21 protein-coding genes are annotated in these 18,960 nt (G+C 61.8%); 13 read left to right on the top strand and 8 right to left on the bottom strand.

Translation table 11 applies throughout. The features are described from left to right. Nucleotides 1-22 precede the first annotated feature (22 nt). Nucleotides 23-922, bottom strand: coding sequence for a polysaccharide deacetylase family protein (locus QRN61_RS11330; RefSeq protein ID WP_247268947.1), 900 nt, complete (start codon nt 920-922; stop codon nt 23-25). A 131-nt stretch (nt 923-1,053) separates the two neighbouring features. Then, complete coding sequence (locus QRN61_RS11325) at nt 1,054-2,001, bottom strand: ABC transporter substrate-binding protein (RefSeq protein ID WP_285373797.1); 948 nt, start codon at nt 1,999-2,001, stop codon at nt 1,054-1,056. 292 nt (nt 2,002-2,293) lie between these two features. Here QRN61_RS11325 and QRN61_RS11320 point away from each other — a divergent pair, with 292 nt between their 5' ends. The 4 genes from QRN61_RS11320 (at nt 2,294) to QRN61_RS11305 (ending at nt 5,444) form a co-directional block, all read left to right on the top strand. Next, on the top strand, nt 2,294-3,280 hold the full coding sequence (locus QRN61_RS11320) for an aliphatic sulfonate ABC transporter substrate-binding protein (RefSeq protein ID WP_096796393.1): 987 nt from the start codon (nt 2,294-2,296) through the stop codon (nt 3,278-3,280). A gap of 60 nt (nt 3,281-3,340) precedes the next feature. Next, nucleotides 3,341-4,186 (top strand): ABC transporter permease, encoded by an 846-nt coding sequence (locus QRN61_RS11315; RefSeq protein WP_027612981.1) that lies wholly within the window; start codon nt 3,341-3,343, stop codon nt 4,184-4,186. 48 nt (nt 4,187-4,234) lie between these two features. After that, entirely contained in the window at nt 4,235-4,915 is a 681-nt protein-coding gene (locus QRN61_RS11310) for an SOS response-associated peptidase (protein ID WP_096796392.1), read from the top strand. A gap of 256 nt (nt 4,916-5,171) precedes the next feature. Then, nucleotides 5,172-5,444, top strand: a complete 273-nt coding sequence (locus QRN61_RS11305; protein ID WP_285373796.1) for a hypothetical protein — start codon at nt 5,172-5,174, stop codon at nt 5,442-5,444. 40 nt (nt 5,445-5,484) lie between these two features. Here the strand turns inward: QRN61_RS11305 and QRN61_RS11300 are convergent, their stop codons facing one another. The 3 genes from QRN61_RS11300 to QRN61_RS11290 all read right to left on the bottom strand — a co-directional run bounded on the left by QRN61_RS11300 (nt 5,485) and on the right by QRN61_RS11290 (nt 6,712). Next, the gene (locus tag QRN61_RS11300) at nt 5,485-5,640 is read right to left on the bottom strand and encodes a hypothetical protein (protein WP_177408965.1); all 156 of its coding nucleotides are present in this window, start codon (nt 5,638-5,640) and stop codon (nt 5,485-5,487) included. Between the two features lie 62 nt (nt 5,641-5,702). Continuing rightward, nucleotides 5,703-6,014, bottom strand: coding sequence for an AzlD domain-containing protein (locus QRN61_RS11295; protein WP_166497451.1), 312 nt, complete (start codon nt 6,012-6,014; stop codon nt 5,703-5,705). After that, nucleotides 6,014-6,712: an AzlC family ABC transporter permease gene (locus QRN61_RS11290; protein WP_183780536.1), complete on the bottom strand. Its 699-nt coding sequence runs from the start codon at nt 6,710-6,712 to the stop codon at nt 6,014-6,016. Before QRN61_RS11290 ends, QRN61_RS11295 begins: the two co-directional genes overlap by 1 nt. Before the next feature lie 152 nt (nt 6,713-6,864). On the opposite strand from QRN61_RS11290, the gene QRN61_RS11285 reads away from it, so the two are divergent. Then, the gene (locus QRN61_RS11285; RefSeq protein ID WP_027612976.1) at nt 6,865-7,251 is read left to right on the top strand and encodes a DUF2784 domain-containing protein; all 387 of its coding nucleotides are present in this window, start codon (nt 6,865-6,867) and stop codon (nt 7,249-7,251) included. Here QRN61_RS11285 and QRN61_RS11280 read toward each other — a convergent pair. Beyond that, nucleotides 7,248-7,775, bottom strand: a complete 528-nt coding sequence (locus QRN61_RS11280; protein ID WP_285373795.1) for a DUF3087 domain-containing protein — start codon at nt 7,773-7,775, stop codon at nt 7,248-7,250. The two genes, QRN61_RS11285 and QRN61_RS11280, sit on opposite strands and share 4 nt — an antisense overlap. A gap of 223 nt (nt 7,776-7,998) precedes the next feature. On the opposite strand from QRN61_RS11280, the gene ppnN reads away from it, so the two are divergent. After that, entirely contained in the window at nt 7,999-9,372 is a 1,374-nt protein-coding gene (gene ppnN, locus QRN61_RS11275; protein WP_027612974.1) for a nucleotide 5'-monophosphate nucleosidase PpnN, read from the top strand. A 190-nt stretch (nt 9,373-9,562) separates the two neighbouring features. On the opposite strand, the gene QRN61_RS11265 is transcribed toward ppnN, so the two are convergent. Further along, nucleotides 9,563-10,957, bottom strand: coding sequence for an FAD/NAD(P)-binding protein (locus tag QRN61_RS11265; protein WP_285373794.1), 1,395 nt, complete (start codon nt 10,955-10,957; stop codon nt 9,563-9,565). Further along, complete coding sequence (locus QRN61_RS11260) at nt 10,958-11,521, bottom strand: helix-turn-helix domain-containing protein (RefSeq protein ID WP_150368875.1); 564 nt, start codon at nt 11,519-11,521, stop codon at nt 10,958-10,960. It abuts the gene before it with no gap. Nucleotides 11,522-11,606: 85 nt separating this feature from the next. Between QRN61_RS11260 and QRN61_RS11255 the strand changes: the two genes are divergently transcribed. The 7 genes from QRN61_RS11255 (at nt 11,607) to QRN61_RS11225 (ending at nt 18,846) form a co-directional block, all read left to right on the top strand. Then, complete coding sequence (locus QRN61_RS11255; protein ID WP_115989519.1) at nt 11,607-12,542, top strand: DMT family transporter; 936 nt, start codon at nt 11,607-11,609, stop codon at nt 12,540-12,542. 246 nt (nt 12,543-12,788) lie between these two features. After that, nucleotides 12,789-15,707, top strand: coding sequence for a monovalent cation/H+ antiporter subunit A (locus QRN61_RS11250; RefSeq protein WP_285373793.1), 2,919 nt, complete (start codon nt 12,789-12,791; stop codon nt 15,705-15,707). Beyond that, nucleotides 15,707-16,051 (top strand): Na+/H+ antiporter subunit C, encoded by a 345-nt coding sequence (locus QRN61_RS11245; protein WP_003225953.1) that lies wholly within the window; start codon nt 15,707-15,709, stop codon nt 16,049-16,051. The genes QRN61_RS11250 and QRN61_RS11245 overlap by 1 nt, the downstream gene beginning before the upstream one ends. After that, the gene (locus QRN61_RS11240) at nt 16,048-17,727 is read left to right on the top strand and encodes a monovalent cation/H+ antiporter subunit D (RefSeq protein WP_027612969.1); all 1,680 of its coding nucleotides are present in this window, start codon (nt 16,048-16,050) and stop codon (nt 17,725-17,727) included. The genes QRN61_RS11245 and QRN61_RS11240 overlap by 4 nt, the downstream gene beginning before the upstream one ends. Next, on the top strand, nt 17,724-18,212 hold the full coding sequence (locus tag QRN61_RS11235; protein WP_027612968.1) for a Na+/H+ antiporter subunit E: 489 nt from the start codon (nt 17,724-17,726) through the stop codon (nt 18,210-18,212). The genes QRN61_RS11240 and QRN61_RS11235 overlap by 4 nt, the downstream gene beginning before the upstream one ends. Then, nucleotides 18,209-18,487, top strand: coding sequence for a K+/H+ antiporter subunit F (locus QRN61_RS11230; protein WP_003225959.1), 279 nt, complete (start codon nt 18,209-18,211; stop codon nt 18,485-18,487). Before QRN61_RS11235 ends, QRN61_RS11230 begins: the two co-directional genes overlap by 4 nt. Then, a complete protein-coding gene (locus QRN61_RS11225) occupies nt 18,484-18,846 on the top strand; it encodes a Na+/H+ antiporter subunit G (protein WP_027612967.1) in 363 nt (120 codons plus the stop codon). The genes QRN61_RS11230 and QRN61_RS11225 overlap by 4 nt, the downstream gene beginning before the upstream one ends. Nucleotides 18,847-18,960: the final 114 nt, after the last annotated feature.

The following is an 18,960-nucleotide window of genomic DNA, read 5'->3' as shown; positions in this document are numbered from 1 at the left end:
CGATCACATTTCCAGCGCGGCCTCAGTGCGCGTCATGATCCCAGATCCAGTTCCACATTCCCGGCAACTGCACCGGCTGCGAACTCTGCTGAACCGTGCGCGCCAGCGCCGCTTTCTGCAGCGCCGCGTGGTCATCGTAGAACGGTTTGTCCGCCAGTTTCACGCCCGTGGCGGCGGCGCTGTCGAGCAGGATCTGCAGGTACTCGCGGGTATGCCGCGCGGTGTAGCGGTTGAGGTCATGAAAGGTCACCACCACTGGAATCACCCCGTCTACGGTCGGAAATTCGCCGAGGGCAATGCGCTCGCGGACTTCCGATAGCTGGCGCAGCATATTCGCCCGACGTCGGGGACTGGCGTTGAAGCCCCAGATCTTGCCGTCATTGGCGCTCAAATCGGTCAACAACACGTGCAAGCCATGCTGCTGATACGCGGCGAAGGTGCGCTTGTCGTAATTCCAGAATGGCGGACGCAGCAGGATCGGTGCTGCTCCGGTGATCGCGGCGATATCCGCCGTGCCGTTGCGCAACGACTGTTCCAGTTCTTGCGGATCGAGCGAGCGATGGTTGGTGTGCCAATGGGTGGCGGTGTGGAATCCGAGGATGTGCCCTTCGGCGTGCTCACGCCGCATGATGCCGCGACCAATGTCACTGTTGCCCGCACGCGGCGCACGGGTCTGGACGAAGAACACCGCTTTGATGTCCGGTTGCACCGGGTTGACCTTGAGGCTGTCGAGCACTGTCGCCGACGGATTCCAGAAACTCGAGGCGCTGGGGCCATCATCGAAGGTCAGCAAAAAGCGCACCGGCGCCTGGGCCTTGAGCCGGGTTTCGGTTTGCGCGGTCATTTCGATCGGCGCGGCAATGCAGCCGGCCAGCCCAAGCGCGATGGCCGCTGCACAGAGAAGATTGAACGCGTATTTCATGTTTTGCCTTGCGCCTGGCCGTTGCGGCCCTGTTGTCGACTGGCAAAACTCCCTCGCCCTGATCCATCCCTGCGCCCGGCTCCGCGAGCCAGGTTTGGATAGGGTACACAGGCTTTGGTTCCGGCGCTCGCTCAGTCAGCCAGAGCCTGTTGAAACAAGGTATCGATGACCCCGGCGGTGGCCAGCGGCGCCGGCAGTGCCTTGACCTTGAACAGGAAGTCCGCAGTGCCTTGCAGGTCGACCGCCGCCTGCTGATCCACCGGCCCGACAGTCATGTGCGCCTGACGCAACCAGTGCCGTGAAACCTGCTGATCGAGATTGGCTTTCTTCGCCCACAGGTCCGCGTATTCGTCGGTGTGGCTGTCGACCCAGGCCCGCGCCTGTTTCAAACGCCCGAGAAAATCGGCAATCGCGGCACGCTTGCTGTTGATCGACGGCGCTGACGCGGCAATCGCGCTGAGGCCTGGCATCAGGTTTTTCGCGGTGAGAATCGGCCGCGCACCGGAGAACACGATTTGCTGGGAGATGTACGGTTCCCACACCGGGAACGCGTCGATGCTGCCCTGTGGCAATGCCGCTGCCGCATCAATCGGCATCAACTTGACGAAGTCGACGTAGTTTTCCGGCAGACCGCCCTGCTCCAGGGCGCGCAAGGTCAGTTGCTGGCTCCAGGCGCCGGGCCAGTAGGCGACTTTCTTGCCCTTCAGATCAGCGATGGTTTTCACCGGCGAATCTTTCGGCACCAGCAAGGCGATAGTGTCCGGGTTCTGGCGCGACACACCGATCAGTTTCACCGGCGCCTGTTTGGCGGCGAGAAACAGAAAACCCGAATCGCCAAGAAAGCCCAGATCCAGCGAGCCGGTCTGCAACGCCTCGGCCAGTGGCGCGGCGGCCTGGAAGTGCTTCCAGTCGACGCTGTAAGGCGCGTCTTTCAACACGCCGGAGGCTTCGACCGAAGCGCGGATGTTGTAGTAATTCTGGTCACCGACGTGCAGGACCAACGGCTCGGTAGCGTAGGCCAGCGGTGCGGCGAACAAGGCGGTCATCAGTGTGCTGCGGAGCAAACGGGATATCTTCATGGGGGGTCCTGCGACGGGATTTTGCATAGACCATAACGCTGTTGATAAACCGATTTTAAATTCGATTAATGCATAAGCTCAGCGCCCGGAATGCTCACTGTCCGCTGCGCAACAGTGCCTTGCCACAATGTTTCCCAAGCAACAGTTGAAAGGCGCTAAAACCGGGGAAAACCCCGTAAACATGGGTCGAGAAGCACATGGCACAGAGCCTGCAATATTCCATTCATGCAGGACGCAGCCGATAAAAATATATTTTTTGACATAACAACCAGTGCCTTTGCCGGAGCGCCCCATGACATCGTTCTTACCGTTTATCCGCCTCAAAACGCTGCTGGTCGCCAGCGCCATGGCATTGAGCCTGCAACCGCTGGCCGAAGCCGCCGAAGCGCCGCCTGCGGAAGTCCATCTGGATTACGCTTACTACTCACCGGTGAGCCTGGTGCTCAAGCATTTCGGTTTTCTCGAAAAGGCCCTGCCACAAACCAAAGTCAGTTGGGTGCTGAGTCAGGGCAGTAACCGTTCGCTGGAATACCTGAACAGTGGCGGCGTCGATTTCGCCTCCAGCGCCAGCCTCGCTGCCGTACTGAGCCGGGCCAACGGCAGCCCGATCAAATCAGTCTACGTCTACAGCCGCGCCGAATGGACCGCGCTGGTAGTGCGCAAGGATTCGCCGTACCAGAGCCTCGCCGACCTCAAGGGCAAGAAAATCGCCGCCACCAAAGGCACCGACCCGTACCTGTTCACCCTGCGCAGCCTGCAACAGGCCGGGCTGAAGAAAGACGACGTGGAACTGGTGCACCTGCAACATCCGGACGGGCGCACCGCGCTGGAAAAAGGCGATGTCGACGCCTGGGCCGGACTCGATCCGCACATGGCCGCCAGTCAGGTACAGGCCGGTTCGCGTCTGCTGTATCGCAATCCGGCATTCAACAGCTACGGCGTAGTCAGCGTCACCGAGCAGTACGCCAAGGAGCATCCGCAAACCATCGACACCGTGATCAAAGCCTACGAGCAGGCGCGGGACTGGGCGCTGAAAAATCCCGACGAGTTCGCCGCGCTGCTTGCCAAGGAATCCGGTCTGCCGCTGGACGTGGCCAAACTGCAGTTGTCGCGCACCGACCTGAGCAGTCCGCAACTGACCGCCAACGATGTGCAAGCGTCGAAAGCTGCGGCACCGATTCTGGTGTCTGAGGAACTGGTGCGGCGTGGAGTGAATGTCGATCAAGTCATCGATCAGTTGCTCGACAGCGGAGTGCAGCAAGCCGTCGCCCGCCAGTAATCGACCAGACTCACAGCCCATCCGCGCCCGGCGCGGATTCGCTGTGAGCGGAGCCCACGTATGAGCACTCGCAGTAACGAACTGCCCGCGCCGCCTCGCAGCTTGCCGAGGCCGCGTCCTTCATCTCTCAACCCGACATGGCGCCGGCGCCTGAAAGGTCTGGCCCTGCCGCTGCTGATCGTGGTCGCCCTGGAGTTCATCGTGCGTCTCGGCTGGCTTCCGTCCTATCAAATGCCGGCGCCCAGCGAGATCGCCCTGACCCTCACCGACCTCGCCGAAGGCGCCCTGTGGAAACACATCAGCGCCAGCCTGTTGCGGGTGTTGCTCGGTTTTGCAATTGGCGCCAGCCTTGCGCTGGTGTTCGCCGCCTGGGTCGGCCTGAGCCGTGAGGCCGAGGCGTATCTGGAACCGACGTTCGCCGCGCTGCGTTCGATTCCGAGTCTGGCCTGGGTGCCGCTGTTGCTGCTGTGGCTGGGCATCGATGAAACCTCGAAGATCGTGCTGATCGCCATCGGCGCGTTCTTTCCGGTGTACGTCAACGTGGTCGCGGCGATTCGCAACATCGATCGCAAACTGGTCGAGGTCGGACGTATCTATGGCTTCAGCCGCTGGCAACTGGTGCGGCGGATTCTGCTGCCCGCCGCCCTGCCCGGCCTGTTCACCGGACTGCGCAGCGGCATGAGTCTGGCGTGGATGTTTCTGGTGGCCGCCGAGCTGATCGCCGCGACCAAGGGCCTCGGTTATCTGCTCAGCGACGGCCGCGAAACCTCGCGGCCGGACATCGTGCTGGCGGCGATCATCGTGCTCGCCTTGCTCGGCAAACTCAGCGACGGTTTGCTCGCGGTGCTGGAACGCCGCTGGCTGATCTGGCGCGACACCTTCACCGGTCAGGAGGCGCAGGATTGATTGGCCAGAGCCAACTATGCTGAAAGCGTCCATCCAGAGATTCGGCGCATGTGCGGAAGACTCTCGCAGTACCGCGGCATTCACGACTTTGTCGCGGTGCTGAGCATTCCCGATGCGCTGATCAATCACGTCGGCGACGCTGCGCTGGAGCGATACAACGCGGCGCCGACCACGTCACTCGCGGTGCTCCATCAACATGATCAACGCCTGTATGCCGACAACCTGCGCTGGGGCTGGCGCCCGCACTGGGCCAAGGACCGCGCGGCGCCAATCAACGCGCGCGTGGAGAAAGTCGCCCATGGGCCGTTCTTCCGGGCGATCTGGCGTCATCGGCTGATCGTGCCCATCGACAACTGGTTCGAATGGGTCGACGGCCCGGATAAAACCCGACAGCCGTGGCTGATCCGTCGTGCCGATCACGGGCCGGTTTTCTGTGCCGCCATCGGACAATTTCCGACACCCGGCAGCGATGGCCGGGAAGACGATGGATTCGTGATCATCACCGCCGACAGCGTCGGCGGCCTGCTCGATATCCATGATCGAAGACCCGTGGTCTTTCGCGCTGACATGGCTGCCGAGTGGCTCGACAGCGCCACGCCTGTTGAACGCGCCGAACAGATGCTCCTGTTTGAAGGCGAACCCAGTGATGCCTTCGCCTGGCACAAAGTCGGCAAGGCAGTCGGCAATTCACGCAATCAGGGTGCAGGGCTGATTGAAGAAGTGGCTTAAAGATCCACGTTCTCACGCGTCTACCTTGTAGTTGACGCAAGATCTTTACAGCTGGTGTTTCATTGTTGAGACAGCCCGAGAAAAACAGTCGTTTGAGCGAACCAACCGCCTGTCTGACATTTCAACCGTCATACATACATTTACATGCACTACGGATAGCATGCGCGCCGCATTTCCATTTGGCATACCAGTTGACCAAAGAGTCAGCAAAACCAGGAATCCCCTACAACTTTAACAAGCCTTGCAGAGAACTAAGTTGCGCGACGATTTTGCAATCAAACAGGCCAACGGCCTGGAGTGTATCTATCTGTCCATGACAGAACGCTTTCAACTCGACTGTTTTATCGGCCACTACATCAAGACCCGAAACCTGCGTTCAGTGCCGGACATCGAACGCGTCTTGCGCACGACCCTCCAGAGCTATCCCGGTCACCCGCCGGTGATGGTCAACGAGCTCAATGCATGGATCGACAAGACTCTGGGCTATCGGGCGTCACATCCGGACTTCCCGCACCTGGAAGACCTCTGAAAAAAAGAAGCCCCGCTGCTGCGGGGCTTCTTGCATGTTGTCAGAGTTTCACGTCAGGCCCGGTAAGTTCCTTGCCATCGTCGTGCTTCCACGTCTGTTCCTTGCGTTTCTCACGCTCGATTTCTTCTTCGCTGGGCTCGTCTACTTCATCGTCTACTTGTTCGTCTTCATCGGGACGCTTTTGCTCGGTCGTCATGTGCACCTCGCCTTGTCAAAAATAGTCATCCAACCAGCTTAGAACAGTTTTTTCCTGGCAACTTACAACCACCAGCGCAGCAAAAAGAAAAACGCCATGCTCAAGAGCATGCTGAGCAAGGTATTGCGGGTGTACAGCACCAGCCCGATCGCTACGAGCGAACTCAGCAAATACGGATTATCCCACTGCAAATTCAACTGTTTGTCCGGCATGAACACGATCGGCCCGCAGATCGCTGTGAGCATTCCCGGTACGGCAAACCCGAGAAACTGCCGTGCGTTGCTGCTCAAACGCAGCGGCAGGCGCGGTTCGAGAAACACGTAACGGTTGAGGAACACCAGAATCCCCATGCCGAAAATCACTGCCCAGACCATCATGCACGCCCCCGATACAACTTGTTGCAGACAAACCCTGCGGTCATCCCGGCCAGCCCCGACAGCACCAATGCCGAGCCCCACTGCCAATAGCTGAACAGCACCGAGCAGAACAGCGACACCGCCACGCACACCACGGTCGGCACGTTACGCACCACCGGGGTGATCAATGCGATGAAAGTGGCGGCAATCGAGAAATCCAGCCCCAAGTGTTCAAGCCCCGGAATGCTGCTGCCCAGCACGATGCCGGCCAGGGTGAACAGGTTCCAGGCGATATAGAACGTCAGGCCGACGCCCAAGGCGTACCAGCGGTTGAACTGCTGACGGTCATGCTGACTGGTGAGGGCGAACAGCTCATCGGTGAGCAAAAAGCCCAGGCCGATGCGCCAGCGCCCGGGCAGCGGCGAAATCACTGAGCGCATGCTCATCCCGTACAACAAATGCTGCGAGGTCAGCAGCAGCGTGGTCAGCAGGATCGAGAAAATCCCGGCACCCCCCTTGAGCATACCGATCGCCACCAGTTGCGCGGCCCCTGCAAACACGATGCTCGACAGGCCCTGCCCCTGTAACGGCGTGAGATTGGCTTCGATCGCCATGGAGCCGGCCAGCAGCCCCCACGGCGCCGTCGCCAGTGATAACGGCATGATCGCCGCAGCGCCGCGAAGAAACGCACGGCGCGGCATAAGTGAGTCAGACATAACGCTCTTCAACCGAGGAAACGGTCGCAGACTCTGCCAGCAAGTGCCCCTTCGTGGCTTGAACAATCTTGCGCACTTGCGCTAAATCGCCGCGTCCCGAGTCCGCTGTCGGCGTACCATGGAGGCCTTCACAACCACGTCAGGGAGACGACATGCTGTACCGAATCGCAGCCGACGGGCTGGTGCTGTTCCATCTGTCATTCATTCTGTTTGTGCTGTTCGGCGGGCTGCTGGTGCTCAAGTGGCCACGCCTGATGTGGCTGCATCTGCCGGCGGCTGCATGGGGCGTGGCGGTCGAGGTGTTGCACCTGACCTGTCCGTTGACCTACTGGGAAAACCTGATGCGCCACGCCGCCGGGCAGACCGAATACGCCGGCGGCTTCATCGAGCACTACATCTGGCCGATCATCTACCCCGCAGGTCTGACGCCACAGATCCAGTTGGCGCTGGGCAGCGTGGTGCTGGTGATCAACCTGCTGGTCTACGGGCGTCTGGCCCGTGCGTGGAAACTGCGCCGCGCCAGCCGTATTCCGTTTTAACGCGCGGCGGGTTTCAAGGTTTGCAGCCAGGCTGGATCCAGGCGCTTCTGGTCGATCTCCAGACCCAGTGCCTGCATCCGCTCCTTGTGCGCTTCGACTTCCCGGCGCAACTGCGCATGATCGCTGGAGTTACCGTCCAGTTCGTGCATCTGGGTCAGTCCCAGATGATAGAAGCGCAAGACCTTCATCGCAGTCGGATCGTTCTGTTCCACCGCAGCGGTCACCTGATGCATCACGTTGGTCACGCTCATCAGGCTGCGCTTGAGCCGCCAGCTATAAACCGCCGGGGCCATCCACGCCTGCTGCCAGAACTGCCCGCGCATCAGCGCCGCTGTCAGCAGGAAAGCCACGAACACCCCGCCGACATTGAACCGCAGGTTATCGCCGCCGGGCTCGCCGAACAGCGCCACTGCCGCCGTCGAAAGCACCATCGCCAGCACCAGGAACAGCACGGCAATGATCAACGTGCTGCGGCGGGTCTGCTGGCGAAACGTTGCTGGGTCCATCGGCTGGATCTCGAACATCAGGCATGACTTCCTTGAGCGATAAAAAGGGCAACGGAAAAAACTCGCTGCGCATTATCGCCTCTCTCGGGGATTTAGCTATGCTGGGGGCCCTTTTCATCTTTTCAGCGTCCAACGGGGACATGGCGGTACAGCGCAGATCGTGCCATCTTCATTCATGGATACACACTATTCGGATGCCATCCGCCTGGTTCAGGGATGACATCGTTTTAAGGATCATTGCATGACCCAACGACACGTAATCAATGCCTCGGTCAGCCCGAAAGGCAGCCTGGAAACTCTTTCTCAACGTGAAGTTCAGCAACTGAGCGAAGCCGGATCCGGCAGCACCTACACCCTCTTCCGCCAGTGCGCCCTGGCCATCCTCAATACCGGCGCGCATGTCGACAACGCCAAGACCATCCTCGAAGCCTACAAGGACTTCGAAATCCGCATTCACCAGCAGGATCGCGGCGTGCGCCTCGAACTGCTGAACGCCCCGGCCGACGCGTTCGTCGACGGCGAAATGATCGCCAGCACCCGGGAAATGCTGTTCAGCGCCCTGCGTGACATCGTCTACACCGAAAACGAACTCGACAGCCAACGCATCGACCTCAGCACCTCGCAAGGTATCAGCGACTACGTGTTCCACCTGCTGCGCAACGCGCGCACCCTGCGTCCGGGTGTGGAGCCGAAAATCGTCGTGTGCTGGGGCGGTCACTCGATCAACACTGAAGAATACAAATACACCAAGAAAGTCGGCCACGAACTGGGTCTGCGCAGCCTCGACATCTGCACCGGTTGCGGCCCCGGCGTGATGAAAGGCCCGATGAAGGGCGCGACCATCGCCCACGCCAAGCAGCGCATCCACGGTGGGCGCTACCTCGGCCTGACCGAGCCGGGGATCATCGCCGCCGAAGCGCCGAACCCGATCGTCAATGAGCTGGTGATCTTGCCGGACATCGAAAAACGTCTGGAAGCGTTCGTGCGTGTTGGCCACGGCATCATCATCTTCCCGGGCGGCGCAGGCACCGCCGAAGAGTTCCTGTACCTGCTGGGTATCCTGATGCACCCGGACAACGCCGGCCTGCCGTTCCCGGTGATCCTGACCGGGCCGAAACATGCCGCGCCGTATCTGGAACAGCTTGATGCCTTCGTCACCGCCACCCTCGGCGATGCGGCGAAGCAGCACTACGAGATCATCATCGACGACCCGGCCGAAGTCGCGCGGCAGATGACCGCCGGCCTCAAAGCGGTGAAGCAGTTCCGCCGCGAGCGCAACGACGCGTTCCACTTCAACTGGCTGCTGAAGATCGACGAAAGCTTCCAGCGTCCGTTCGATCCGACCCACGAGAACATGGCCAACCTCAAGCTGCACCGCGACCAGCCGCCCCACGAACTGGCCGCCAACCTGCGCCGCGCGTTCTCCGGGATTGTCGCCGGCAACGTCAAGGACAAGGGCATCCGCTTGATCGAAGAGCACGGGCCGTACCAGATCCGTGGTGACGCGGCGATCATGCAACCGCTCGACGCGCTGCTCAAAGCCTTCGTCGCCCAGCACCGGATGAAACTGCCGGGCGGCGCGGCGTATGTGCCGTGCTATCGCGTGGTGGCGTAACTCTCCCGCCCCCCCAATGTGGGAGCGGGCTTGCTCGCGAAAGCGGTGTGTCAGGCAACATTGATGTTGACTGAAACGACCTCTTCGCGAGCAAGCCCGCTCCCACAGGTTCTGGTGTGTGGCGCACAGGGTATTGCCAAGCGGAGTCCCCTTTGGGAGCGAGCCTGATCGCGAAAGACCACCCTCAACCTTATCCCGCCAATCGCGCCGCCAACGCCTTGGCCTGCAACGCCACATCCGTCACCGCCGTGCTCTCCCACCACATCCCGCGCAGCGGTGGCCCCATCGCGAACAATCGGCTGCCGGCCTGCCCTTCAGCGTCCAGCACCGCTCCGTCCACCGCCGCCGCAATCCCCAACGCCAACGGCCCCGGACGCACCAGCCCGCGCGCCAGCAACTGCTGCGGCAGCGGTCGCGCGACGCGGCGCCAGTCGTACTCGATACCACTGGAATTGATCAGCGCTGCGCCATGCACCACGCAGGTTTCTGCCTCGCCACGACGCCGAATACGAATGCTCACTCCCTCGCCCACCGCCGGCTCAAGCCCCTTGAACGACGCCGCCTGAATCCGCAACCGCCCCTCCTTGTGCAAGCGCTCCACCAACGTCGCACTCAACGGCGGCGAACGGTGATGATGACTCTCCCACCACGGCCGTACATGGCGTACGAATTGTCGACGCTGCACGTCAGTCGCCTGACTCCACAGCCGTCCGATATGAGCCCGCACCGTGTCCAGCGGCGCCTGCCAATCAATGCCCTGAGCGATCGCCTCGCGGCAATGCCTGCGCAGTTCACGCAACAACTGTCGCGGCGTGCGGATGCTCGGATCTTGCGCAAGAAAATCCATCCACGCCGGCGGTTGTCGCCGCACATGGGGCAACAGCCCATGACGGGAAAACACTTCGATCGGCCCACGATGCCCGGCCTGCTCCAGCGAAACCACCGCATCGACCATGGTCAGGCCGGAGCCGATGATCAGCACAGTCGACTGCGGATCGAGCTGGCGCATGGCCGCGACATCCCACGGGTCGAGCGCTGCGGCATTCAGGCCGCTGGACTCTTTCTGCGGCGTGCGTGCGGCGGGGAACATGCCCGTGGCGAGCACGGCATAGGCACCACGCAGAGTCTGCCCATTGTTCAAACTCACTTGCACCGAATCGGTATCGGTTTGCAGATCGACGACTTCGGCGCAGATGTGCTCGACCGTCGAACCGTGCTGCGCACCCACGACCCGCGCTTCGGCCAGACGCTGCTGTACATACACGCCAAACAATCCGCGTGGCGGGAACAGCTCACTGATCGGCACATTCTGCTCGGCAGATTCCGGCCAGCCACCGGCAGCGATGTGCGCGGTCAGCCATTGAGTCAGGTCATCGGGGTTATCGGGGTCGACACTCATGCGCGCTGCATTGCCGTTGAGCGTGTGGCCCAGTTCGACGGCGCTGTAGGCTTCGCCACGGCCAAGTTCGGCGCGTGGCTCAATGACCAGAATCTTGCGTTGGCCGGGCAGTCGCAATAACTGCACGGCCAACATCGTGCCGCTAAGGCCACCGCCGATGATCAGGATGTCTGCGTTCTGATTCATTCAAATCACCACATTACGCACAAAGCGCACCGCTACCGGCCCGTCATTGCGATAGCCGTGCGGCTGGTTGCTGGCAAACATGAAAAACTCGCCGGTCGCAATGGTATTGGTCACCTCTCCCACCGTTAACGTCAGGCAACCTTCGAACACGTAGATCTGCTCGCTCCAGCCATCGGCGTCCGGTTGCGACGGATAGACCTCCCCCGGTTGCAGACACCATTCCCACTGCTCGACCTCACGGGTGGCGGTGGCCTTGGACAGCAGCACCGCTTTGCTCCCGGGAATGGAACCTGCCCACGCTACTTCGTTGATGCGGCTCGGGTCGCGCGCGTCGGGTGCCTGGATCAGGTCGCTGAAGGCCACGTCGAGCGCTTCGGCAACGCGATCGAGGGTGGTCAGGCTGACATTCTTTTCCCCGGCCTCGATCGCCACCAGCATGCGCCGACTGACGCCGGACTTTTCCGCCAGCGCGGTCTGGCTCATGTCGGCAGCGTGGCGCAGGCGCCGGACGTTGTGACTGACGTGTTGCAGGACGGACGCCCGTTGGCTGGAATCTTTGTGCACTATATTGCTCACTCGGTGGGGTTGGGCAGTATACTGCGCAACGTTGGGCGCATTGTGCGTCCTGCCTTTTATAGTGCGCAAGGACATGACGTCAGTGAACAGCTCCCCCACGCCTCTTCGCTTCTCCCGTTTCAGCAAGGCCGAGTGCGTGCTGGTGCTGATCACCATGGTCTGGGGCGGTACGTTTCTGCTGGTGCAACACGCCATGACCGTCAGTGGGCCGATGTTCTTTGTCGGCCTGCGCTTTGCCGCTGCGGCCGCCATTGTTGCGCTGTTCTCCTGGCGCCAGTTGCGTGAACTGACCCTGTTCGAGCTCAAGGCCGGATCGTTCATCGGCGTGGCGATCATGCTCGGTTACGGCTTGCAGACGGTTGGTCTGCAAACGATCCCGAGCAGTCAGTCGGCATTCATCACCGCGCTGTACGTGCCCTTCGTGCCGTTGCTGCAATGGCTGGTGCTGGGCCGTCGTCCGGGGTTGATGCCAAGCATCGGCATCATGCTGGCGTTTACCGGTTTGATGTTGTTGTCCGGGCCGTCCGGGGCTGCGCTGAACTTCAGCCCCGGCGAAATCGCCACCCTGATCAGCGCCATCGCGATCGCCGCCGAGATCATTTTGATCAGCACCTATGCCGGTCAAGTCGATGTACGCCGGGTGACCGTGGTGCAACTGGCGGCGACCTCGGTGCTGTCGTTTCTGCTGGTGGTGCCGACCGGTGAAACACTTCCGGATTTTTCCTGGACCTTGCTGGTGACCGCACTGGGTCTCGGCGCGGCGAGTGCGGCGATTCAGGTGGCGATGAACTGGGCGCAGAAGAGTGTTTCGCCGACCCGGGCAACATTGATCTACGCCGGTGAACCGGTGTGGGCCGGGATCGTCGGGCGAATCGCCGGGGAGCGCTTGCCGGCGATTGCGCTGGTGGGTGCGGGGTTGATTGTGGCGGCGGTGATTGTCAGCGAGCTGAAGACCAAGGGTAAGGTTGTCGAAGAAGACGCGGAGCTGGAGCGGGAGACCCAAGGTTAATCCGCAATATCTTTAGTGCCTGACCCATCGCCTTCGCGAGCAAGCCCGCTCCTACATTGGAATGTATTTCAAATGTGGGAGCGGGCTTGCTCGCGAAAGGGCCATCCGTCACAACATCCCTCCCCCTGAAACAATGCCAAACCAAATTTTTCAGACTACTTTGTAGGATTCTGAGACATCCTCGGGTTTGGTAATCAGGTAGCTGGCACGTATGATGCTTCACAAACTTCCGCAGATTAGAAGCCTATGTCCCTGATAGTTCTACTGCTTCTGCCATTCATTGGCAGCTGTCTGGCAGCGGTGCTGCCACACAACGCGCGTAATACCGAATCCCTGTTGGCAGGTCTGGTCGCTTTGATCGGCACCGTGCAGGTCGCGCTGTTGTACCCGCAAATCGCCCACGGCGGGGTGATCCGCGAAGAATTCATGTGGCTGCCCAGCCTCGGTTTGAATTTCGTCCTGCGCATGGACGGCTTCGCCTGGTTGTTCTCGTTGCTGGTGCTGGGCATCGGGGCCCTGGTCTCTTTATATGCGCGTTATTACATGTCGCCGGACGACCCGGTGCCGCGCTTCTTCGCCTTTTTCCTGGCGTTCATGGGCGCCATGCTCGGGCTGGTGATCTCCGGCAACCTGATCCAGATCGTGTTCTTCTGGGAGCTGACCAGCCTCTTCTCGTTCCTGTTGATCGGCTACTGGCACCACCGCTCGGATGCCCGGCGTGGCGCTTATATGGCGCTGATGGTCACCGGTGCCGGGGGACTATGCCTGCTGGCGGGGGTCATGATCCTCGGCCATGTCGTCGGCAGCTATGACCTGGACAAGGTCCTGGCCGCCGGCGATCAGATTCGCGCACATGCTCTCTACCCTGTTCTGCTTCCTCTCATCCTCATTGGCGCGCTCAGTAAAAGCGCCCAGTTCCCCTTCCATTTCTGGCTACCGCACGCGATGGCGGCGCCCACTCCGGTTTCGGCCTATCTGCACTCGGCGACCATGGTCAAGGCCGGGGTGTTCCTGCTTGCGCGCCTGTGGCCGTCGCTGTCCGGCAGTGAAGAATGGTTCTACATCGTCAGCGGCGCCGGTGCGTGTACGTTGTTGCTCGGCGCCTACTGCGCGATGTTCCAGAACGATCTCAAGGGCCTGCTGGCCTACTCGACCATCAGCCATCTGGGCCTGATCACCCTGCTGCTCGGCCTGAATAGCCCGCTGGCAGCGGTCGCTGCGGTGTTCCACATTCTCAACCACGCGACCTTCAAGGCTTCGCTGTTTATGGCCGCCGGGATCATCGACCACGAAAGCGGCACCCGTGACATCCGCAAACTCAGCGGCCTGATCAAACTGATTCCGTTCACCGCCACATTGGCCATGGTCGCCAGCGCGTCGATGGCCGGCGTACCGCTGCTCAACGGCTTCCTGTCGAAAGAAATGTTCTTCGCCGAGACCGTGTTCATCAACGCCACCGCGTGGGTCGAAGCAGCGTTGCCGATTGTCGCGACCATCGCCGGTACATTCAGCGTCGCCTACTCGCTGCGTTTTACCGTCGACGTGTTTTTCGGCCCTACCGCCACCGACCTACCGCACACCCCGCACGAACCGCCGCGCTGGATGCGCGCGCCAGTCGAGCTGCTGGTGTTCACCTGTCTGGTCGTCGGGATCTTCCCGGCGCAAGTGGTCGGCCCACTGCTCGCGGCTGCCGCGCTGCCGGTGGTGGGCGGGACGCTGCCGGAATACAGCCTGGCGATCTGGCACGGTCTGAACGCGCCGATGATCATGAGCCTGATCGCCATGTCCAGCGGCATCGTGGTCTATCTGCTGCTGCGCAACCAGCTCAAGCGGGGCCGCTTCAAATACCCGCCGCTGGTGGGTCGCTTCAACGGCAAGCGCCTGTTCGAGCGCAGTCTGGTGCTGATGATGCGCATGGCCCGTCGGGTCGAACGACGACTCGGCACCCGCCGCCTGCAAATGCAACTGTTCCTGATGGTTTTGGCGGCAGTGCTCGCCGGCCTGATCCCGATGTTGCACAGCAGCCTGAGCTGGGGCGACCGGCCGAAGATTCCGGGTTCCATCGTGTTCGTCACCCTGTGGCTGCTGGCGATTGCCTGCGCCCTCGGCGCCGCGTGGCAGGCCAAGTATCACCGTCTCGCCGCCCTGACCATGGTCAGCGTCTGCGGGTTGATGACCTGCGTGACCTTCGTCTGGTTCTCGGCGCCGGATCTGGCCCTGACGCAACTGGCGGTGGAAGTGGTGACCACGGTGTTGATCCTGCTCGGCCTGCGCTGGCTGCCGCGACGCATCGAAGAAGTCTCGCCACTGCCGTCGAGCCTGCGCAAGGCCCGGGTGCGCCGCTTGCGCGACTTGCTGCTGTCGATTGCCGTCGGCGCCGGCATGGCGCTGCTGTCCTACGCGATGCTGACGCGGCAAACGCCCAACGACATTTCCTCGTTCTACCTCAGTCGCGCCATGCCCGAGGGTGGTGGCAGCAACGTGGTCAACGTGATGCTGGTGGACTTCCGCGGCTTCGACACCCTCGGTGAAATCACCGTGCTGGTGGCCGTGGCGCTGACCGTGTTCGCCCTGCTGCGACGCTTCCGCCCGCCGAAAGAAAGCCTGCAACTGCCGGCCCAGCAACGCCTGCTCGCGCCGGACGTGGTCACCGATCTGGTCAACCCGCGCAGCGCCAGCGACACCGCACTCGGCTTCATGATGGTGCCGGCGGTGCTGGTGCGCTTGTTGCTGCCGATTGCGCTGGTGGTGTCGTGCTACCTGTTCATGCGCGGTCACAACCAGCCGGGCGGCGGTTTCGTCGCCGGACTGGTGATGTCGGTGGCGTTCATCCTGCAATACATGGTTGCCGGTACGCAGTGGGTCGAGGCGCAAATGAGCCTGCGGCCGTTGCGCTGGATGGGCACCGGGCTGCTGTTCGCCACCGCCACCGGGCTCGGCGCGATGGCGGTCGGTTATCCGTTCCTGACCACCCACACCTGGCATTTCGCCTTGCCGCTGCTCGGCGAGATCCATATCGCCAGCGCGCTGTTCTTCGATATCGGCGTGTACGCCGTGGTCGTGGGCTCGACACTGCTGATCCTCACCGCCCTCGCCCACCAATCGGTGCGGGGTCACAAGACCGCATCGCTGCCCAAGTCCGTCGCCAGCAAAGGAGCCGTCTGATGGAAGAAGTCATCGCAATCGCCATCGGCGTGCTCGCCGCGTCCGGCGTGTGGCTGGTATTGCGGCCACGGACATTTCAGGTGGTCATGGGCCTGTGCCTGCTGTCCTACGCGGTCAACCTGTTCATCTTCAGCATGGGCAGCCTGTTCATCGGTAAAGAACCGGTGATCAAGGACGGCGTGACCCAGGACCTGCTGCACTACACCGATCCGCTGCCGCAGGCACTGGTGCTGACGGCGATCGTCATCAGCTTCGCCATGACTGCGCTGTTCCTGGTGGTGTTGCTGGCGTCGCGGGGCCTGACCGGCACCGACCACGTCGACGGCCGGGAGCCCAAGGAATGATGGCGATGACTCACCTGATCGCCGCACCGATCCTGCTGCCGCTGCTGACCGCCGCCATCATGTTGATGCTCGGCGAAAAGCACCGACCGCTGAAGGCGAAAATCAATCTGTTCTCCAGCCTCGTCGGCCTGTTCATTTCGGTGATGCTGCTGCAGTGGACGCAAACCACCGGCGTGCCCGGTTCCATCGGCGTGTATCTGCCGGGCAACTGGCAGGCGCCGTTCGGCATCGTGCTGGTGGTCGATCGCCTGTCGGCCTTGATGCTGGTGCTGACCGGGATCATCGGCGTCAGCGCCCTGCTGTTTGCCATGGCGCGTTGGGATGGCGCCGGGTCGAGCTTCCACGCGTTGTTCCAGATTCAACTGATGGGTCTGTACGGCGCCTTCCTTACCGCCGACCTGTTCAACCTGTTCGTGTTCTTCGAAGTGCTGCTCGCGGCCTCTTATGGTCTGTTGCTGCACGGTTCGGGTCGGGCGCGGGTATCGTCGGGGCTGCATTACATCTCGATCAACCTGCTGGCCTCGTCGCTGTTTCTGATTGGCGCGGCGCTGATCTATGGCGTCACCGGTACGCTGAACATGGCCGATCTGGCGCTGAAGATTCCGCTGGTGCCGGAAGCCGACCGGGGCTTGCTGCACGCCGGTGCGGGGATTCTTGCGGTGGCATTCCTGGCCAAGGCCGGCATGTGGCCGCTAAACTTCTGGCTGGTGCCGGCCTACTCCTCGGCCAGTGCGCCGGTGGCGGCGATGTTCGCGATCATGACCAAGGTCGGCGTCTATACCCTGCTGCGTCTGTGGACGCTGCTGTTCTCCGGGCAAGCCGGGGCTTCGGCGTTTTTCGGTGGCGATTGGCTGATCTACGGCGGCATGGCGACCATCGCCTGCGCGGCGCTGGCGATTCTCGCCGCGCAACGCCTGGAGCGGATGGCCAGCCTGAGCATTCTGGTGTCGGCCGGGATTCTGTTGTCGGCGGTGGGTTTCGCCCAGCCAAACCTGATCGGCGCGGCGCTGTTCTATCTGGTCAGCTCGACCCTGGCACTGAGTGCGCTGTTCCTGCTGGCGGAGTTGATCGAGCGTTCGCGTTCGGCCAACGAAATCCCGCTGGAGGATGAAAGCGAGTTGCTGCCGCGTCCGCAGGAATCGCTGCAACCGCCCAAGGGCATCAATCTCGACGATGAACAGAAAGCCGTGGTCGGCCAGGTCATTCCGTGGACCATGGCGTTTCTCGGCCTGAGCTTCATCGCCTGCGCGCTGCTGATCATCGGCATGCCGCCGCTGTCCGGATTCATCGGCAAGCTCAACCTGATCGGTGCGCTGCTTAATCCGTTGGGGCTGGGTACTGATGCGCCGATCTCGAACGCTGCATGGGCGTTGCTGGCGTTGCTGATCCTCTCCGGGCTGGCCTCGTTGATGGCATTCGCGCGCATGGGCATCCAGCGTTTTTGGACGCCCGAGGAGCGTCCTTCGCCGCTGCTGCGCAAGCTCGAATGCGCACCGATCTTCCTGTTGCTGGGGCTGAGTATCGCGCTGACCTTCAAGGCCGAACCGCTGCTGCGTTACACCGAGGCCACCGCCGACGCGCTGAACAACCCGCAGCAATACGTGATGGCGGTGCTCGGCACCCGCGCCGTGCCCAGCCCTGAAGCCAAAGCGGCGATGCTGGAGGTGCAGCCATGAAGCGCGTATTTCCGGCTCCATTGCTGTCACTGGCGTTGTGGGTTTTGTGGCTGACGCTGAACCTCTCCGTCAGCCCGGGCAACCTGCTGCTCGGTGCAATCCTCGGGTTCGCCGCACCGTTGATGATGCGCAAGCTGCGCCCGAAACAGGTGCGCATCCGCCGTCCGCTGACGATTTTGCGCCTGTTCGTGATGGTCGGTCGTGACGTGATCCTCTCCAACCTGATCGTCGCCTGGGGCGTGATCAACGCCGGTCGCCGCCCGCCGCGCTCGCGCTTCGTCAAAGTGCCGCTGGACCTGCGCGACGCCAACGGTCTGGCGGCGCTGGCGATGATCTGCACCGTGGTGCCGGGCACCGTGTGGTCGGAGCTGGCGCTGGATCGCAGCATTCTGCTGCTGCATGTTTGGGATCTGGATGACGAGGCGCACTTCATCCACCACTTCAAGACTGCCTACGAGCAGCCGTTGATGGAGATTTTCGAATGAGCCCGTTGCTGTCGAACGCGATTCTGCTGACGCTGTTCCTGTTCTCGCTGGCGATGGTTCTGACCTTGATTCGCCTGTTCAAGGGGCCGTCGGCACAGGATCGGGTACTCGCGCTGGATTACCTGTACATCGTCGCCATGCTGATGATGCTGACCCTGGGCATTCGTTATTCCAGTGACACTTATTTCGAGGCGGCGCTGCTGATCGCGCTGTTCGGCTTCGTCGGCTCGTTTGCGCTGGCGAAATTCCTGCTGCGTGGCGAGGTGATCGAATGAATGCTGAATTGTCATTGTGGGTGGAGATTCCGGTGGCGATCCTGCTGGTGCTCAGCGGGGTGTTTGCACTGATTGGCGCGACCGGATTGCTGCGCATGAAGGATTACTTCCAGCGCATGCACCCGCCGGCGCTGGCCTCGACACTGGGCGCGTGGTGTGTGGCACTGGCGTCGATCATCTGTTTTTCGGCACTCAAGTCCGGGCCGGTGATGCATGCCTGGCTGATTCCGATTCTGTTGGCGATTACCGTGCCGGTGACTACGTTGCTGCTGGCGCGGGCGGCGTTGTTCCGCAAGCGCATGGCCGGGGATGATGTGCCGGCTGAGGTGAGCAGTCGCAGGACCGAGAGCGGTAGTTAACTTCAACTTTTACGCTGCCTGGTCTGGCCTCTTCGCGGGCAAGCCCGCTCCCACAGGGGAACGCATTCCAAATGTAGGAGTGAGCCTGCTCGCGATAGCAATCTCCGGATCACC

This window comes from Pseudomonas sp. lyk4-TYG-107, from assembly GCF_030209055.1.
Classification (GTDB): domain Bacteria; phylum Pseudomonadota; class Gammaproteobacteria; order Pseudomonadales; family Pseudomonadaceae; genus Aquipseudomonas; species Aquipseudomonas putida_A.
Note: the sequence above shows the minus strand (reverse complement) of the source record. Positions and strands in the feature narration are given on the sequence as shown.

What these genes read in the sequence shown, in the direction of transcription:
- QRN61_RS11300 (WP_177408965.1), bottom strand. Translation starts at nt 5,640, where the DNA reads ATGACGACCGAGCAAAAGCGTCCCGATGAAGACGAACAAGTAGACGAT.
- QRN61_RS11330 (WP_247268947.1), bottom strand. Translation starts at nt 922, where the DNA reads ATGAAATACGCGTTCAATCTTCTCTGTGCAGCGGCCATCGCGCTTGGG.
- QRN61_RS11250 (WP_285373793.1), top strand. Translation starts at nt 12,789, where the DNA reads ATGTCCCTGATAGTTCTACTGCTTCTGCCATTCATTGGCAGCTGTCTG.
- QRN61_RS11280 (WP_285373795.1), bottom strand. Translation starts at nt 7,775, where the DNA reads ATGTTCGAGATCCAGCCGATGGACCCAGCAACGTTTCGCCAGCAGACC.
- QRN61_RS11320 (WP_096796393.1), top strand. Translation starts at nt 2,294, where the DNA reads ATGACATCGTTCTTACCGTTTATCCGCCTCAAAACGCTGCTGGTCGCC.
- QRN61_RS11325 (WP_285373797.1), bottom strand. Translation starts at nt 2,001, where the DNA reads ATGAAGATATCCCGTTTGCTCCGCAGCACACTGATGACCGCCTTGTTC.
- QRN61_RS11285 (WP_027612976.1), top strand. Translation starts at nt 6,865, where the DNA reads ATGCTGTACCGAATCGCAGCCGACGGGCTGGTGCTGTTCCATCTGTCA.
- QRN61_RS11230 (WP_003225959.1), top strand. Translation starts at nt 18,209, where the DNA reads ATGAGCCCGTTGCTGTCGAACGCGATTCTGCTGACGCTGTTCCTGTTC.
- QRN61_RS11235 (WP_027612968.1), top strand. Translation starts at nt 17,724, where the DNA reads ATGAAGCGCGTATTTCCGGCTCCATTGCTGTCACTGGCGTTGTGGGTT.
- QRN61_RS11240 (WP_027612969.1), top strand. Translation starts at nt 16,048, where the DNA reads ATGATGGCGATGACTCACCTGATCGCCGCACCGATCCTGCTGCCGCTG.
- QRN61_RS11245 (WP_003225953.1), top strand. Translation starts at nt 15,707, where the DNA reads ATGGAAGAAGTCATCGCAATCGCCATCGGCGTGCTCGCCGCGTCCGGC.
- QRN61_RS11310 (WP_096796392.1), top strand. Translation starts at nt 4,235, where the DNA reads ATGTGCGGAAGACTCTCGCAGTACCGCGGCATTCACGACTTTGTCGCG.
- QRN61_RS11225 (WP_027612967.1), top strand. Translation starts at nt 18,484, where the DNA reads ATGAATGCTGAATTGTCATTGTGGGTGGAGATTCCGGTGGCGATCCTG.
- QRN61_RS11255 (WP_115989519.1), top strand. Translation starts at nt 11,607, where the DNA reads ATGACGTCAGTGAACAGCTCCCCCACGCCTCTTCGCTTCTCCCGTTTC.
- QRN61_RS11290 (WP_183780536.1), bottom strand. Translation starts at nt 6,712, where the DNA reads ATGTCTGACTCACTTATGCCGCGCCGTGCGTTTCTTCGCGGCGCTGCG.
- QRN61_RS11295 (WP_166497451.1), bottom strand. Translation starts at nt 6,014, where the DNA reads ATGGTCTGGGCAGTGATTTTCGGCATGGGGATTCTGGTGTTCCTCAAC.
- QRN61_RS11265 (WP_285373794.1), bottom strand. Translation starts at nt 10,957, where the DNA reads ATGAATCAGAACGCAGACATCCTGATCATCGGCGGTGGCCTTAGCGGC.
- QRN61_RS11315 (WP_027612981.1), top strand. Translation starts at nt 3,341, where the DNA reads ATGAGCACTCGCAGTAACGAACTGCCCGCGCCGCCTCGCAGCTTGCCG.
- ppnN (WP_027612974.1), top strand. Translation starts at nt 7,999, where the DNA reads ATGACCCAACGACACGTAATCAATGCCTCGGTCAGCCCGAAAGGCAGC.